Annotated in this window: 15 protein-coding genes; 9 read left to right on the top strand and 6 right to left on the bottom strand. The window is 69.6% G+C overall.

Features of this window, described 5'->3' with window-relative positions; all coding sequences use genetic code 11:
* Positions 1-18: 18 nt before the first annotated feature.
* The 3 genes from ACTG9Q_RS18870 (at position 19) to ACTG9Q_RS18860 (ending at position 2,899) form a co-directional block, all read left to right on the top strand.
* Positions 19-249: a hypothetical protein gene (locus ACTG9Q_RS18870; protein ID WP_455574126.1), complete on the top strand. Its 231-nt coding sequence runs from the start codon at positions 19-21 to the stop codon at positions 247-249.
* A gap of 535 nt (positions 250-784) precedes the next feature.
* Entirely contained in the window at positions 785-1,090 is a 306-nt protein-coding gene (locus ACTG9Q_RS18865; protein WP_455574419.1) for a hypothetical protein, read from the top strand.
* A 726-nt stretch (positions 1,091-1,816) separates the two neighbouring features.
* Positions 1,817-2,899 carry a hypothetical protein gene (locus ACTG9Q_RS18860; protein WP_455574125.1) on the top strand — a complete coding sequence of 361 codons (1,083 nt, stop codon included), beginning with the start codon at positions 1,817-1,819 and terminating at the stop codon, positions 2,897-2,899.
* Between the two features lie 137 nt (positions 2,900-3,036).
* On the opposite strand, the gene ACTG9Q_RS18855 is transcribed toward ACTG9Q_RS18860, so the two are convergent.
* From ACTG9Q_RS18855 to ACTG9Q_RS18840, 4 genes are all read right to left on the bottom strand, one after another.
* Positions 3,037-4,332, bottom strand: a complete 1,296-nt coding sequence (locus ACTG9Q_RS18855; protein ID WP_455574418.1) for an RNA polymerase sigma factor — start codon at positions 4,330-4,332, stop codon at positions 3,037-3,039.
* On the bottom strand, positions 4,329-4,748 hold the full coding sequence (locus tag ACTG9Q_RS18850) for a YciI family protein (RefSeq protein ID WP_455574124.1): 420 nt from the start codon (positions 4,746-4,748) through the stop codon (positions 4,329-4,331). The genes ACTG9Q_RS18855 and ACTG9Q_RS18850 overlap by 4 nt, the downstream gene beginning before the upstream one ends.
* 209 nt (positions 4,749-4,957) lie before the next feature.
* Entirely contained in the window at positions 4,958-6,973 is a 2,016-nt protein-coding gene (locus ACTG9Q_RS18845) for a cellulose binding domain-containing protein (RefSeq protein ID WP_455574123.1), read from the bottom strand.
* Positions 6,974-7,158: 185 nt separating this feature from the next.
* Positions 7,159-8,154 (bottom strand): NADP-dependent oxidoreductase, encoded by a 996-nt coding sequence (locus tag ACTG9Q_RS18840; RefSeq protein ID WP_455574122.1) that lies wholly within the window; start codon positions 8,152-8,154, stop codon positions 7,159-7,161.
* 71 nt (positions 8,155-8,225) lie between these two features.
* On the opposite strand from ACTG9Q_RS18840, the gene ACTG9Q_RS18835 reads away from it, so the two are divergent.
* Positions 8,226-9,131 (top strand): phosphotransferase family protein, encoded by a 906-nt coding sequence (locus ACTG9Q_RS18835; protein ID WP_455574121.1) that lies wholly within the window; start codon positions 8,226-8,228, stop codon positions 9,129-9,131.
* On the opposite strand, the gene ACTG9Q_RS18830 is transcribed toward ACTG9Q_RS18835, so the two are convergent.
* On the bottom strand, positions 9,124-10,077 hold the full coding sequence (locus ACTG9Q_RS18830) for a lysyl oxidase family protein (protein WP_455574120.1): 954 nt from the start codon (positions 10,075-10,077) through the stop codon (positions 9,124-9,126). The two genes, ACTG9Q_RS18835 and ACTG9Q_RS18830, sit on opposite strands and share 8 nt — an antisense overlap.
* Positions 10,078-10,343: 266 nt before the next feature.
* Here ACTG9Q_RS18830 and ACTG9Q_RS18825 point away from each other — a divergent pair, with 266 nt between their 5' ends.
* The 5 genes from ACTG9Q_RS18825 (at position 10,344) to ACTG9Q_RS18805 (ending at position 15,188) form a co-directional block, all read left to right on the top strand.
* Positions 10,344-10,778: a response regulator gene (locus ACTG9Q_RS18825; protein WP_455574417.1), complete on the top strand. Its 435-nt coding sequence runs from the start codon at positions 10,344-10,346 to the stop codon at positions 10,776-10,778.
* A 32-nt stretch (positions 10,779-10,810) separates the two neighbouring features.
* On the top strand, positions 10,811-11,659 hold the full coding sequence (locus tag ACTG9Q_RS18820) for an amidohydrolase family protein (RefSeq protein WP_455574119.1): 849 nt from the start codon (positions 10,811-10,813) through the stop codon (positions 11,657-11,659).
* A 317-nt stretch (positions 11,660-11,976) separates the two neighbouring features.
* Entirely contained in the window at positions 11,977-13,311 is a 1,335-nt protein-coding gene (locus ACTG9Q_RS18815; protein ID WP_455574118.1) for an MFS transporter, read from the top strand.
* A gap of 37 nt (positions 13,312-13,348) precedes the next feature.
* The gene (locus ACTG9Q_RS18810) at positions 13,349-14,296 is read left to right on the top strand and encodes an alpha/beta hydrolase (RefSeq protein WP_455574117.1); all 948 of its coding nucleotides are present in this window, start codon (positions 13,349-13,351) and stop codon (positions 14,294-14,296) included.
* Between the two features lie 136 nt (positions 14,297-14,432).
* Positions 14,433-15,188 carry a hypothetical protein gene (locus ACTG9Q_RS18805; protein ID WP_455574116.1) on the top strand — a complete coding sequence of 252 codons (756 nt, stop codon included), beginning with the start codon at positions 14,433-14,435 and terminating at the stop codon, positions 15,186-15,188.
* 101 nt (positions 15,189-15,289) lie between these two features.
* Here the strand turns inward: ACTG9Q_RS18805 and ACTG9Q_RS18800 are convergent, their stop codons facing one another.
* Positions 15,290-16,114 (bottom strand): polysaccharide lyase, encoded by an 825-nt coding sequence (locus ACTG9Q_RS18800; protein WP_455574115.1) that lies wholly within the window; start codon positions 16,112-16,114, stop codon positions 15,290-15,292.
* Positions 16,115-16,261: the final 147 nt, after the last annotated feature.

Raw genomic sequence — 16,261 nt, 5'->3', positions numbered from 1 at the left:
CGATTCGATTGCGAACGCGTGAACGGGCTCGCTTTGTCGAACGCGTTCGACAGGAAGGCCGGGCGCGAGCCGCGACTCGTGCCGGCCGCCGAGCGTCCGGACGCGGCGCCGGGATGCGGTGCCTCCGCTCGCCTGCATTCCGACGGCCCGCATCCCGACGGCCTGCCACCGGTCAACGCCGCGATCACCGCCGCCGACCCCGCGGCGTCGGCGCAACTGCCCGGCGCCGCCCTGCCTTGCGCGCGTTAATCACGAATCGGAAGGCAATGCAACTTTCCTCCCGGGGCTCGGGGCGCCGTGACCCGTCGAAGAAACTCCTGGGAAGGCTCACCGGCGTCGTGGCGAACACGGAGAGCGGCGGATCGGCCGGCACTCACCCGATCGACGATCATGGGCCTCACTCGGCCGGGCACCCCGCCACCGTGGTCGCCGCACCGCCAAGTGCCGATCACACAGTCGATAGTGGACACCTCGCACAATCTCCGACGGATGAAACGGCAACTGCGGAACGTGAACAAAATCGACTGAACAAAACCCGATAGGGTGACAATGATCGTCCCGATCGGGACAAGCACACGATAGGGTGATCGAGTGGATTCCGGGAGCGATCACCCGGTAAGTTCTGCTCAGTCGCGGTTCACCGGAATTCAGGGGTGTCTACCGATGAGTGTTCCGCCGACTGTCTGGATGATTACTGGTCTGCACTAGGCCCGCTTTTAAGGAGATCTTCGTGTTCATCAAGAAGCTTGGCGTCGTGGCGTCAGGAACGGCTGCTGGTCTGCTCATGCTCGGCAGCGTGGCCTCGGCCACCACGGTGGGCGACCTCCCGCTGGGCCACTCCGACGACAGCAACCCCACCCAGCTCGGGCTGGTCAACCTGAACAACACCGACGTGCTGCACAACGTCAACGCCGTTGTGGGTGTCTGCGACAACAACATCAACGTGCTCGGCGTCCAGGTGCCGGTCGAGGATGTCGCGAACGGCATCTCGGTGCCGCTGCTCTCCCCGGGCGAGCACGAGCTGGACAGCGAGGTTCCCGACCTGTGCGCCGCTGGCGACCTGGTCGACGGCGGTTCCTCGCAGGGCTGATCCCCGCGTCTGGGAACCACGTGCGGAAAGCGGGGTGCCGCGGCAGCGGATAGGACGCCGGTGACACGAGAGTGCGCCTGGTCCATCACGACACCGCGGACCTGTTCAATCGCATGATGTGAGTCGTTCCCCTTCGACTCATCGAGAAATGGTGTGGCACGCAGCTCGCGTGCCACACCATTTCTCTGTCTCCAGCATTTCTTCGCCCGCCCTTGGCGGCGCGTGAAATCCGCACTCCCCACCAGCCTCCATCTTCCCCGCCGAACGCCTCCCGGGATTCGCCTGGCTGTCGATTCGCCCGGCTCGGCCTTTCCGCCGACATCCCCCACATTTCATATCGCCGTCTGCGCATGTGACGCTGTGAAGTCACCCACGGTGAGGTGTCCCACCCGAGCGGCACCGACCGGGTGGAGCAATGACTCAGCGCACCCGATATTCGATGTTTAAGACGATAACAACGGGATGACCAGCGTTCCGGAAACGCCCCCGATGGCGCTCCCAGTACACCCTGCCGTGGGCGAAATGCGAGTTACCGTGAATGTGGGACCAGCTCGTCTGGCTGGTCCTATCCGCGAGTCGGGACGGCTTGTGGGTCATCGACTAGGAAGGAAGCAATCGGTGGTCTTCAATCGATGGTTTTCGAAAGCGGCGACCGCGCTGGCACTCGCCGTCGCGTTGCCCTTCACCGTGGGCTCAGCCCAAGCCACTCCGGGGCACCTCGCCCCGGTGAGCGACGGCGACACACATGGCTACTGGTGGGGGGTGTACAACGTCTCCGAGCTGGCCGACCACGACTACTGGCCGCTGGACAACGAGTGGAGTGGTGACTCGTCAGAGGCCGACGACTGGTCCGAGACCCATGAGTGGGCCGCGACCAGCGACTGGTACGCGGGCAACGAGACGATCGTCGTCAACGAGAACGCGCACGACAACGCCGCCGTTGTCGTGAACGAGGACACCCACGACGCCACGACCGTCCTCATGAACGAGGACTCGAACCACAACGACTCCGTCGTCTACAACGAGGACTCGCACGACATCGCCACCGCCGTGGTGAACGAGGACTCCGACCACAACGCCACCGCGGTGTACAACGAGGAGTCGCACGACGTCGCGACCGCCGTCTACAACGACGACGCGCACGTCAACGACACCGTCGTCTACAACGAGGAGTCGGCCGACATCGCGACCCTCGTCTTCAACGAGGACGCCGACGACAACGACACAGCCGTCTACAACGACGACGCCTACGACGTCGCGACGGCCGTCTACAACGACGACGCCTTCGACAACGACACCACCGTGCACAACGAGGACTCGGCCGACGTCGAGACCGTCGTCTACAACGAGGACGCCGACCACAACAACAGCGCCGTCCACAACGACGACTCCTACGACGTCGCGACCGCCGTCTACAACGAAGACGGCGACCACAACGACACCGTCGTGTACAACGAGGACTCCGGTCACATCGAGACCGTCGTGTACAACGAGGACTCTGACGACACCATCACCGGCGTCCACAACAACGAGTCGTACGACAACGACACCACTGTCTACAACCACGAGTCGGACGACACCATCTCGCTCGTGAACAACGAAGACAGCTACAACACCGACACCGTGATCGGCAACGACGACGCCAGCGGCTCGATCACCGTCGTGAACAACCACGAGTCGAGCAACAACGACACCCAGGTGTACAACACCGAGGAAGACACCATCACCGTCGTCAACAACCACGGCCACGACAGCACCACCGTCTCGCTGGACGGCGACGGCCACGGTTCGGTCACCAGCAACGAGTGATGCGAGTCGTTCCGACGATCCGCGTCCGACCGACCGAGGAGTGATGCGAACGACTCAGTGAGCACCAACCAGCCCAGGCGGGCCCGGGTGGACGTTCCCCGGGCCCGCCTGACCGCGCGCCTTGCCGGTGACCCGGGTCAGCCGAGGCCCGCGAGCTTGCCCTCCAACACCGCCCGCTCCCGGTCGTTGCCGCACAGCGCCACGGCGCGTTCCAGCTCGGAGCGGGCCTCGTCCGCACGTCCCAGGCGCGTGAGCAGCTCGCCGCGGACGCTGGGCAGCAGGTGGGAGTTCGCCAGGGCTTCCGCGGCCGCCAGCCCATCCACAATGGACAGGGCAGCCGCCGGGCCGCCCGCCATGGAGACGGCCACCGCCCGGTTGAGGTCGACCACCGGTGACGGCGCCAGCCTGCCGAGCGCCTCGTAGAGGAGCACGACGCGCTCCCAGTTCGTCGCCTCGACCGACGGGGCGACCGCGTGGCACTCGGCGATCGCCGCCTGCAGACCGTAGGCGCCCAGGCCCCGGCCGCCCTGTCCCGCGCGGGCCAGGGCGGCCCGTCCCCTGCGGATCGCGGCGCGGTCCCAGCGGCGGCGGTCCTGGTGTTCCAGCAGCACCGGCTCGCCACCCGGACCGGTGCGGGCGGGGAAGCGGGCCGCGGTCAGCTCCAGCAGCGCGAGCAGGCCCAGGACCTCGGGCTCGTTCGGCACCAGCCGGGTCAGCACCCGGGCGAGGCGCTGCGCCTCGCCCGCGAGGTCGAACCGGATCAGGTCGTCCCCCGAGCTGGCGGAGGACGCCTCGGTGAAGATCAGGTAGACCACGTTGAGCACCGACCCGAGCCGCTCGGCCCGCTCGTCGGCGGGCGGCACCGCGAAGGGCACCCTCGCCGCTCCCAGGGTCTTCTTCGCCCTGGTGATCCTGGCCTGCACGGTCGCGGTCGGGACGAGGAACGCCTTGGCGATCTCGTCGCTGGTCAGGCCGCCGACCACCCGCAGGGTGAGCGCCACCCTCGCCTCCCGCGACAGCACGGGGTGGCAGGAGATGAACATCAGCGCGAGCACGTCGTCGTCGATCTGGTCCGGGTCCCACAGCACGTCCTCGGCGTCCCGCACCGGGTCGGTGGGCGCGCTGCCCGAGACGACGCCGCCCTCGCCCAGGTCGTGGGCGAGCGCGGCGTACCTCTCGTCGAGGGCGGAGCGCCTGCGGAAGGCGTCGATCGCGCGGCGCCTGCCGACGGTGAGCAGCCACCCGGCCGGGTTGCGGGGCACGCCCTCGCGGGGCCAGGTCACCAGCGCCTCGGCCAGCGCCTCCTGGGCGAGGTCCTCGGCCAGGGCGAAGTCGCCGGTGTACCGCGCGAGCGCGCCGACCACCCGCGCCGACTCGATTCGCCACACGGCGCCGACGGCCTCCCGACCGGTGGGATCGGCCTGCCCGCTCAGAGCTGGCCGGTGGCCTCGCGCCACGCCCGCTCCTTCTGGATCCACGGGTTGTCCTGCGGGAACTCGTCGATGGTGGGCACCCTGCGGATCTCGGTCTTGAAGCCGGGACCGGTGAGGGGCATCCGCTTGGCCCACTCGACGGCCTCCTCCTTCGACGCCACGTTGAGGACGTAGAACCCGCCGAACAGCTCCTTGGTCTCCCCGTACGGGCCGTCGGTGATCACGGGCGGCTCGGAAGAGTAGTCGACGACCACGCCCTCGGCGGCGGCGTCGAGCCCCTCGGCGGCGAGCAGCACGCCCGCCCGGATCAACTCGTCGTTGAACCTGCCGACGGTCTCCAGCATCTGGTCGAAGTCGACCTGCGTCATCCCCGCGTAGGCGTCGTCGTCGGCGCGCATGATCAGCATGTACTTCATGGTTTTGTCTCCTGGGCCTGCCCGGTCCCTCTGTGGACCCTCTCACCCCTAGGTCGAACGGGCGGCGCCGTGGATCGACACACCCGCCGAACTTTTTCCGGCAGCGTACGTGGGCGCGCGGGCCCCGCCCAATGAGGACGGGGCCCGCGCGGACACCGAGGGGCACGGTCGCCGGTATGCGCGACGCCGGACGGCAGTACCAAGCGGACTCAGCGGGTGGTGCAGAGCGTGCCGTTGAGGAAGTACTTCAGCGGGCGCACGTTCGGGCCCTGGTAGCCGCCCACGAACCCGGCGGTGGTCGATGCGCCCGCGGCCAGTGTCGCGGTGTTGGCGACCGTCACCCGCTGGCCGGTCTGGGACCAGGTGGCGTTCCAGCCGCTGGAGACCTGCTGCCAGGCGGTCGGCCACGTGTAGGTCAGGGTCCACCCGGTGGCGGGCCTCGTGCCGGTGTTGGTGATCTCCAGGTTGGCGACGAAGCCGTTGCCCCAGTTGGTGCTCTCCTGGTACGAGACCGCGCAGGACGACGCGGCCGGGGTGGCGGTGGTGAAGCTCAGCGGGGGCGAGGACCACGACACCCTGCCCGCGTTGTCCCTGGCCAGCAGGTTGACCGTGTACTTGGTGCCGGGGGCGAGGTTCGCGGCGGTGAAGGTGGTGCCGGTGGTCTCACCCCACTGCTCGGTGTTGGCGCCGTTGACCCGGTGCACCTCGTACTTCACCCCCGAGGGCGGCGCGGGCCAGGACAGCACGGCCGTGCGGTCGGTGACCGAGGCCGCGGCGGGGCGGGCGGGCGCGGCCGGGCGCGTCACCGGAGCCGACGGCTTGAGCACCACGGTGGTGATCGAGTACGGCGGCAGGGTCGCCGATGACGACGGGCCCGTCGCCGTGGAGATGCCGGTGTCGCCGTTGGCGAAGCTCAGCACGGTCGCGCCCGCGGCGGCGGCGTAGCCCGCGAACCGCAGGTCCACGGTCTTGGCGGCGGCCGGGTCCTGGTTGACCAGCATGACCGCCAGGCCGCCGTCGGGGCGCCGGGCGGCGTGCGCGCGCACCAGCGGATCGCTCGACGCGGCCGTCACCAGCTGGTCGCCGGGGCGGGCGAAGCGCGACATCATGGAGATCGCGTGGTACGGCGCGAACGGGGTGTTCAGCGCGGGCTGGCAGACCGTGCCGTCGGTCGTGCAGCCGCCGCTGGAGAGCAGGCCGAAGTCGTCGTAGTCGGGGTGGCCGGCGATCTCGCGCACCTGGCCGATGCCGTTGTGGACGTTCCACCAGTCCACGCTGAACACGCCCTGGCCCAGCATCGTCGCGTAGGCGTCGGCGGCGAACAGCGCGCCCGGCTGGGTGTTGCGCCCGTAGGAGGTGTTGACCTCGGTCAGGGCGATGCCCAGGTCCTTGCCCGCCAGGCGGCGCGACTGCTCGCGCACCATGGCGATCTGGTCGGCCACCCGGTCGGTCTTGCTCAGCACCTGCGCGGGGGTGTCCCCGGTCGGGTACCAGTGGACGATGCCGAAGTCGACCACGGGGCCCGCGATCGCCAGGACGACCTCGTTCCACGACCCGGCGTCCCCGGCCGCGGTGATGCCGTCCGGCCAGTCACCGGGGGTGGTCAGCACCGCGCCGATCTTGATGGTCGGGTCGACGGCCTTCATGGCCGTGGCGTAGTCGCGGACCAGGGTGGCGTAGTAGGCGGGGCTCTTGTCCGGGTGGTGGTCGGCCTCCCAGCCGGACCCGTAGTGGCCGTTGCCGTAGTTCTCGTTGCCGATCTCCCAGTACTTGACGCCATAGCCCTTCTCGACGTTGGCGTAGCGCACCCAGCCCGCGGCCTCCTCGGGCGTGCCGGTGCCGTAGTTGGCGGTGACGATGGCCTGCCCGCCCGCGCGCCGCACGCCCCGCATGAAGGTGTCGAAGTCGGTGTTGGGGGCTACGTAGCCGCCGGGGGCGGTGTGGTCCTCCCAGTGGTAGATGTCGGAGTACGACCCGCCCGGGTAGCGCATCGCCTTCACGCCCGCGTCCTTGAGCAGGTCGGCGACGGCGTCGCTGCCCAGGTGGGTGTCCCAGATCGCGTGGTTCACCCCGATCGCGGTGTCCCGCACCACTTCCAGCCCGGCTGTGGTGTTGACCGTGACGGTGACGGCCGGGTCGGCCTGAGCCGAGGAGCCGGTGGCGAGCACGGCCTGGGTGGCCACCAGGGCGACGAGCGCGGGCAGCACGACGAGACGGAGTCTCATGGGTGGATTCCTCATCGACGGCGACTGGGAACGCTCCCAAACTGTGCTGGCCTGCCCCTGCCTTGTCAATGACCGCGCTCGCGGACCCGAGCGGGCTGCGTACGAGTGGCCGACAGGACCGGCGGCCACTCAGCCCAACGTGAGGCTCCCGCGTCGTCGGCGGCGACGACGCGGGAGCGCGGGCACTAGCTGACGTCGAGGACCAGTTTGCCGACGTTCTCGCCGCTGAACAGCATCCGCAGCGTCTCGGGGAAGTCGTCGACGGAGCCCTTGACCACGTGCTCCTTCAGCACGATGCGGCCGTCGGCGATCCAGGCGGCCATCTCGGCCGCGGCCTCGGCGTAGCGCTCGACGTAGTCGAAGACGATGAAGCCCTCCATGCGCCCGCGGCGGACCAGCAGGCTCAGGTAGTTCGACGGGCCGGGCACGGGCGCGTCCGCGTTGTACTGGCTGATCGCGCCGCAGATGACGACCCGGCCGCGCATGGCGAGGTTGGCGAGGGCGGCGTCGAGGATCGGGCCGCCGACGTTGTCGAAGTACACGTCCACGCCGTCGGGCGCCGCCGCGCGGATCGCCGCGCGCACGTCTTCGGAGCGATAGTCGATGCCGACGTCGAAGCCCAGCTCCTCGGTCAGCATCGCCGACTTCTCCGGGCCGCCCGCGATGCCGATGACCCGGCACCCCTTCACCTTGGCGATCTGCCCGACGACGCTGCCGACCGCGCCCGCCGCGCCGGAGACCACGACGGTCTCGCCCTCCTTGAGCGCGCCGACCTCCAGCAGTCCGAAGTAGGCGGTCATGCCGGGCATGCCCAGCGCGCCGAGGTAGGTGGGCAGCGGCTGGTCGACCTTGAGCGCGCCGCGGCCGTCGCTGACCACGTGCTCCTGGACCCCGAAGGTGCCCACGACGTGGTCGCCGACGGCGTAGTCCGGGTGCCTGGACTCGGTGACCTCGACCAGGGTGCCCGCGCGCATCACCTCGTCGATGCCCACCGGCGGCAGGTAGGACGGGCGGTCGTCGAGCCAGCCGCGCATGGCCGGGTCCAGCGACACCAGCAGCGTGCGCCCCGCGAACTGGCCCTCCGCCGGGGTGGGCGCGTCCACGCTAACGTGCGCCCAGTCGCCGGGCTTGATCTCACCGCGTGGACGGGCGGCGAGCCGAATCTGACGGTTGTTACCCATGAGTACACGCTAGTCGAAACACCCGCGCGCCGTGGTTGTGGGAGCGTTCTCGCCGCTGTCATGATGCGATCGTGGAGAGCCTGACCAAGCGCCGCCTGAGCCCGTCGGCCCTGGACGCGGTCCTCCGGCGGGCGCTCGGCTCGCCGCTGGCCGGGCACCGGGAGCTGACCGACGGCATGTTCAACACCGCCTACCGGCTCACCACCGCCGACGGCCGCGACTGCGTCCTCAAGCTGGCCCCGCCCCCGGGCGCCCCGCTGCTCACCTACGAGCGCGGCCTCATGCGCACCGAGGCGATGGCGTTCGCCCGCATGGCCGAGCACGGCCTGCCGGTGCCCGAGGTCCTGCTCGCCGAGGACGACCTGCTGCTGATGACCGCCCTGCGCGGCCTGCCCTGGTCCGCGGCCCAGCCCGCGGACAGGGAGCGCCTGCGCGGTGACCTGGGCGCGCTCGTGCGCCGCCTGCACGGCATCACCGGGGACCGCTTCGGCTACCCGCAAGGCCCAAGTGGACGGACGTGGAGCGCGGCGTTCCTGGCGATGACCGACGCGGTCCTCGCCGACGCCGACCGCTTCGGCGTCGCGGTCCCGGACCTGCGCCCGCACTTCCACGCCCGCGCCGCGCTGCTCGACGAGGTCACCACGCCGGTGCCCGTCCACTTCGACCTGTGGGAAGGCAACATCTTCCTGCACGAGGGCCGCATCGAGGGCGTCATCGACCCCGAGCGCGCCTTCTGGGGCGACCCGCTGGCCGAGTTCGCCAGCACCTCGCTGTTCGCCGACCTCGACGCCGCTTTCCTGTCCGGCCACGGATCGCCCGCGCCGACCGGGCGGCTGCGCGAACGCCTGCTCATGTACCGGGCGTACCTGTGCCTCATCATGATCGTCGAAGGCGTGCCGCGCGGCTACGGCGGGCCCGAGCACGAGGGCCGCGTCCGCTTCTACCGGGCGAAACTGGCCGAGTACACCGTTAGCTGACCAGGCAGCGGGACTCGCCGGGGCAGCTGCGCAGCATGGTGACCTTCGGGCCGCCCATGACCACACCGGGAAGACCGGTCACGCCCGCGGGCCACCGCACGGACACCGCGATCGATGACGAGTTGTTGTCGTGGTTCTTCTCGATCAGGGCGCGGTCCTCGTTCACGGTGTGGACCAGGTCGTAGGTGCCGGACGGCACGTGCGTGATGTCCAGCCACTGGTAGCCGACGTGGTACTCGTAGACGTCTCCCGCGCCGACCGAGATCCCGTAGGTCACCTCCAGCGCGTCGGGCTGGTGCCTGCCGCAGTAGTTGCCGCGCAGGAAGGTGGCGAGCTTCCCGGTCGGGCTCTCGGCGTCCCGCGGCAGCTGGGGCAGGTCCTGGGCGTCCTTGGTGGCGTAGCGGTCACCGAGGCAGAACCCGGTCTTGCGGTCGCTCACCACCACCGCGCCCGCGCCGTCGCGCAACTGGAAGCGGTCGAAACCGTTCAGGTGCCAGTGGTGGTGCGACTCCGCGGGCTCGTAGTACGCCGTCGCCGGGGTGGCGGCCTGGGCCTGGCGGTGCCCGGCCGGGATCGAACCGTTCACGCCGACCTGGAAGGCCTGGCGCACCGACATCAGCGGCTGCTTGACGCTGGCGCGGTGCCCGTACAGCAGCAGCGGCCCGTCGCCGACGTTGTCCACCGAGGTGGTGAACCGCAGCCGGGCCGCCGTCGCCGTCCCCATGCGCCCGACGCACTTGCCCTTCGGCTCCGAGCTGTCCTCGACCAGGCAGACGTCCCAGTGGTCGCAGGTCGCCGGGTCCCCGGAGAACCCGCCGGGACACCCCACCGGCCCCTGTCGGAGGTCGGGAACCATCGACTCGACAGCGGTCCGCGCCTGGACCGAAGGCGACAGAACCGCCGCCGCCAGCACCGCGGCGGCCAGCGCGGCGTACGTCCTCACCATGTGCACCCTCCTGATCACCGAGCGACCCTAGCGACGAGCCGCCCCTGTTCCACATAGGACGAGCTGGGTTCACCCGATCGATAGGGCGAACACGAACCGAAAGCGTGGTTTAGCCCTCTCGGCACCCCTTGATCACGGCGTTTCCCGCCAAGAAGCCACCAACCGGCCGCGTGGCGCGCCCCACCTTGGAGCAAGCCCTTGCCACAGTTGGGTGAAGACCACCCCACCTCGGCCGTCAGAGTTATGGTCACCGCGTGACCGACCCGATGGGCTCCTCAGCACCCGCACAGCCTGCGGTGGTGGACGTGCTGCTGGTGGAAGACGACCCCGGCGACGCCCTGCTGGTAGCCGAGGCCCTGGCCGGAAGACCAGTACGGCTGCACACCGTGGCCAACGGTGACGAGGCGCTGGCATTCCTGCGGCGAGCGGGCGAGGTCCCGCGCCCAGGTCTGATCCTGCTGGACCTGAACCTCCCCGGCCTGGACGGCCGCGAGGTCCTGTCCCGAATCAAGAACGACGAATCCCTACGCGCGATCCCGGTAGTGGTGCTGACGTCCTCAGCAGCCCAAACCGACGTCCTGGACAGCTACGCCTGCCACGCCAACGCCTACATCACCAAGCCCTTGGACGCCGCAGCCTTCGCCACCGCCCTCCACCAGGTCGAAGCCTTCTTCACCACCGTGGTACGCCTACCCCGCTAACAGGTCGTCCCGTGCGAGCAGTCGGAGGTTTGATGCGGATTGACGCCCACCACCACCTGTGGCGGCTCGGTGACCGGCGGCAGGACTGGCTGGACGAACCGCCGATGGTGGCCATTCGGCGGGACTTCACGGTCGCGGACCTGGCCGTGGTGGCCGCTGCGGCGGGGGTTGACCGGACCGTCCTGGTTCAGGTGCTTCCGGACGTAGGCGAGACGGTGGAGTTCCTGGCCGTGGCCGAGGGTTCCGACCTCGTCGCGGGGGTGGTCGGGTGGGTCGACCTCACCGGGGCCGATGTCGCGGGCGCGCTCCGGCGGCTGCGGGCCGGACCTGGCGGCGACCGGCTGGTTGGGGTGCGGCATCTCGTGCAGGGCGAACCTGACCTGGAGTGGCTCATCCGCGATGACGTTCTCACCGGCCTGCGGGCCGTCCGCGACGCCGGTCTGGTCTACGACCTGCTGATCGCGCCGCACCAGCTCCCCGCGGCGGTCGCGGCGGCGCGGGCGGTGCCCGACCTGGTGTTCGTGCTCGACCACCTCGCCAAGCCGCAGGGAGCCGGGGAGCAGTGGTCGAAGTGGCTGCGCGCCTTCGCCGCGGAGCCCAACACCGTCGCGAAGGTCTCCGGCCTGGTCACCGACATGGACTGGCGGACGTGGCAGGTCGCGGATCTGCGCCCCTATGTCGACACCGCGCTGGAGGCATTCGGTCCGGGACGACTCATGGTCGGCTCGGATTGGCCGGTGTGCCTGCTGGCCGCCGACTACTCCTCGGTGCTGGGCGCGGCGGCGGAGATGCTCTCGGGCTGTTCGCCTTCCGAACTGGAGCAGGTGTTCGGGGCGACCGCGGCGCGCGTCTACCGCCTGGCGGCCTCCGACGGCACCTGAGCGTGTCCACCATCCAGGCATACCTCGCGACCGGTCGGCGCAGCACCGCACCGCCCGCGTCACTGGCCGTCGCCAGGCCCGGTGGTGTCCACGCGCGTGCGCTTTTCGGAATAGGCCGTTCGAGTGGCAGGCCGCAGAATGCCACTTCGGCAAAAGAAGCAGCGCCATTTGCCTGCCCCTGATCGGCTCTGCTCTACTGGAGCCCTTCTGGGGAAGCGAAGTCATGGAAACGGATGTGGCATCCCGCATGGTCGCCCGGCTGTCGCAATCGACCGGTGAGCGCCCGCCGCGCGGATCGACGACGATGGGGTACGGGCATGGGTGAGGAGGTCCCGGCCGCCAAGGGGGCGCCGGAGTCGGCCACGACGCCACCGAGCGGCGTCGACTGGGCGGGGGACGATCAGGAGCGGCCCGACGCGCCGACGGCACGCCGCGACTTCCGTCTACTGTGGACAGGACAGTCGGTCAGCCTGCTCGGGGACCAGTTCATGCTGATCGCCCTGCCGCTGATGGCGGTCACCACCCTGGGCGCGTCCGCGGCGCAGGCCGCCCTGCTGCCGTTCGCGTTCAAACTGCCGTTCCTCCTGCTCGGCCTGCCGGTCGGGGCGCTCCTGGACCACATCCGGCGGCGACCGGTCCTCATCGCCAGCGAAGTCGTCCAGGCGGTCTGCTTCCTGGCCATCGCGCTGCTCGCGGTCGCCGACGCGCTGCCGTTCTGGCTGCTCATGGCGGTGGTCGCCATCAGCGGCAGCACCACGGTGTTCTTCCAAGTGGCCTACAGCTCCTACCTGCCGTCCCTGATGAGACGCCCCCGCACCCTGCACCGGGCCAACGCGCGGCTCCAGCTCTCCGAGTCGGTGTCGCGATCGGTCGGTCCCGCGCTGGCCGGGCCGCTCATCGCGGTCGCCGGGCCGATGGGGGCGATGTTCGCCAACTCCGCCACATTCCTGGTCTCGGTCGGGACGCTGTCGGGCATCGCCCACCGCGAGCCCGTTCCCGTGGCCGCCCGCCGGGAGAAGGGCTGGCTGGCCCGCGACATCAAGGAAGGGCTCCACTTCGTCATCCGGCACCCCCTGCTGGAGCCCATCCTCTTCTGTGGAGCCGTCTACGTCCTGTTCCAGGGCATCGTCACGACGATCCTCGTCCTGTACTGCCTGGAGGTCCTGGGCCTGGGCTCCGCCGCGATCGGCCTGGTCGTCGGCGCCGCCGCCCTGGGCTACCCCGTCGGCAACCTGCTGTGCGCACGGGTGGCCGACCGGATCGGGCCGATACGCACGATCGTCCTCGGCGCGGCCACCTCGGCCTCCGGCTTCGTCATCATGCCGTTCTCCGGCAACGCGGGCTGGATCGCGGGCCTGGTGGCGGGCAGCATCATCCACGGCATCGGCGAGGGGCTCTTCGGTCCTACGTGGACCACCCTGCGCCAGACCGTCACCCCGGAACACCTCATGGGCCGGGTCACCTCCGTCGAGCGCTTCGTGCTCTGGGGCGTGGTGCCGCTGGCCAGCCTGGCCGCGGCCGCTCTCATCTCCCTGATCGGCCTCTCCGGCGCCCTCTGGGTGGGCGCCATCGGCACGGTCGCGTGCCTGCCGCCCCTGCTGCGCCGCGGTGTGGCCGCGGGCCTGCGGAAGTCCGCGGCTGGACAGCCCTGACGCGCTCCCGGTTGGCCATCCACGAGAAAGGGACCACATGGAGTTCGCTGCTGGAACGGACGAGTTCCTCGCCAGGTACCACGCGGCCATGCCATCGGACTTCTTCCACCAAGACGTGGCGGCGCAGCGTCAGCTCTACTTGAACCTCTCAGAGGTGTTCCCCTACCCGATCCCCGCCGGTGTCACCATCACCGACCACGAGATCGACGACGGCGGGCAGCGCCTGGTGTTCCGCTCCTACCGGCCCGAGAACCTCAGCGGATCAGGTCTGCTCGTTTACTTCCACGGCGGCGGTTTCATCGTGGGCTCATTGGAGAGCCACAACACCGTGGTCGCGGAAATGGCCGCCAACACCGGTCTGGTCACCGTCGCCGCCGAGTTCCGCCAAGCCCCCGAGCACCCGTTCCCCGCGGCCCCGGATGACTGCTACCGCATCCTGACGGCGCTCGCCAGCGACCCGGAGATCCTCGGGCCGGACGTCGACACCAGCGAACCCGTGCTGTGCGGGGACAGCTCCGGCGCCAACCTCGCCGTCGCCGTGTCCATGATGTGCCGCGACCGGGGCGGCCCCCGACCCCGGGGACACGCGCTCATCGGCCCGGTACTGGACTTCGCGCGCTGGTTCGACCCCGACCCGGAGGTGTCCTTCGGGGAGGAGATGAAGCACTACGCGCGTTCCTACTGCCCCGACAGGGAACTGGCCGAGCACCCGTACGCATCCCCTTTGGTGCGAGGCACTTTCGAGAACATGCCGCCGTGCTACATCATGAGCACCGAGTACGACGACCTGCGCGACGACGCGGTCCAGTACGTCGAACGCCTGCGCGACAACGACATCCCCGTACGACTCGTCGTCGAGCCGGGCCTGGTCCACGCCCCGGTCCGCGGCCGCTCCCTGATCCCCCAGGTCGCCGACGGCTGGCGACGCTTCTGCGCGGCCGCCGCCGACATGGCTGCGGTCGCCGCCCCCACGGGCGCGCACTGATCCCGTGCCTGCGCAACACGGCGACAGCGGGGGACGGCAACCGTCCCCCGCTGTCGTGAAGCTCCGACAGTCGTGGATGGACCAGATCAGACGGTAGTGGCAGGGCGCAGCGCACCACGCGGTAGCGTGACCGCCCGTGCAGGTCCACCACTTCCACTCCCACGACCCCGGCCCGTTCCGACCCGTCGACAGCTTCAGCCACGTCCGGCTGTCGGAGGTCACATCGCTGGCGGAGGTGCTGGAGGTCGTCGCCTCACTGCGCCGTGACGATCCCGCGGCACGGTACCTGTGCACCCTCGACAGCCTGGACCAGTGCTGTTACACGAGTATGCACGCCCGGGAAGACGACCGACTGTGGCTCTCGGACGTCGAGGACGACGATCGGCGGACATCCGACGAGGCACGCCTGCGACACGTGGCGGCGCAGCTCGACGCCCCTCCGCTGCGGACCGACTGGACCTCGCTCACCGGCACGCTGCTCACCACCGCGACCGACATCGACGCCCTCGCCGCGGTGAACCGCGAACCCGACGTGCTGCTCGACGAGGTCGTCTACGTGCAACGCCTACCGGTCGCACGGGACGACCTGCTGATCGCGGGCCTGCCCAACGGCTACTTCACCGACGACTGGGACACCTTCCAGAACCACGCCGTGATCCGCAGGCTCGCCGAGGTCCACGGCTACCGCTTCTTCGGCCTCGGCGCGTCCTGGTCAGGCTTCCTCCGCGACACCCCCTTGAACACGAACGAAGCCGCCCGCCTGATAGCTGACCTGGTCCACCTATACGGATGGGACGCGTCGCGTTCGTGGGGCGAACTGGCTGACGTGGTACAGGACAGCGGTTCGCTCTTCCTCGGCTACACCCAGGACTTCGCCGAAGTGCTCATCTGAGACGAACGTCGGAACCTCCGAAATGGCGCACGGCGCCGACATCGAGCGCAGGCTCGGCGGCAGCGGACATCAGTGGTGCGGTGTGGCCGTGGGTCGTGGTTTCAGGCGATTCGTCTGATGGAGAAGTCGTCGTAGTAGATGTAGCCCACGGTGTCCGAGGTCCAGTGGTCCTGGCTGCCGCCGCGGAAGGAGTGCGACCAGATGTTCCTGATCTGGCGCTTGACGTCGTTGTCGGTCCATTGGACGGGGGTGTCGAGCAGGGTCGTGCCGTTGACGGTGATCACGGCGCGGCCGTCGCGGTTGGTGCCGGTGTTGCTCTTGATCCGCATGGTGACGGTGTAGTTCGTCGCGCGTTGCAGAGATCCCGTCGCCGGGTAGGACTTGCCGTGGTTGTCGCCGCAGTTGGAGGGCATCGCGGCGTGGTAGAGGTAGGGCTGCAGGTAGGTCCGCCCGGCGTCGTTGGTGTACCACATCAGGCGCAGGCTGCCGCCGTCCCCGTTCGCCTTGGTGCACCCGCTCGCGCCGTCGCCGACCTGGAAGCCCCAGCCGACCTTGCCGCCGCGGCTCCAGTCGAATTGGCTGTGGAAGTTGACGGTGTAGCGCATCTCGTACTCGGTGCCGTCGGTGACATCGACCGACCACAGGGTCCCGCCATCCCCACTGAGCCGACCGGGTTCCAGCGTGGCGCGCAGACGGCCACCGCTGATCATGATCCGGTCCGGGTCCCAACTCGAGACGTTCCCGAAGTCCTCGGCCGCCCCCGACTCGGGGTAGGGCCCGGTGGGCCAGCGGTTGAAGTCGACGCTGAACGTGCTGCGAATGGCGTTGACGCCGACCTCCCCAGCCGAGCCCGCAGGCCCCTCGACAGCCGACTGACCGACCGCGGCCCGCGGGGCGAGCGCGACCACGAGAACAGCCCCGACCACCCAAGCCACCCGGCGAACATGTCGTCCCACGGTGTCCCCTTCCTCCCGACCCCTTCTGGTCTTACCACCTGACACCAGCCAGTGGAAGCCACCAAAGATCACGCGAGAAGAAGCCATGTCGGAGGAGTCCGCCACCGCGGACGTCCT

The organism is Actinokineospora lacus, from assembly GCF_053813445.1.
This window is presented reverse-complemented; position numbering and strand designations above follow the sequence as displayed.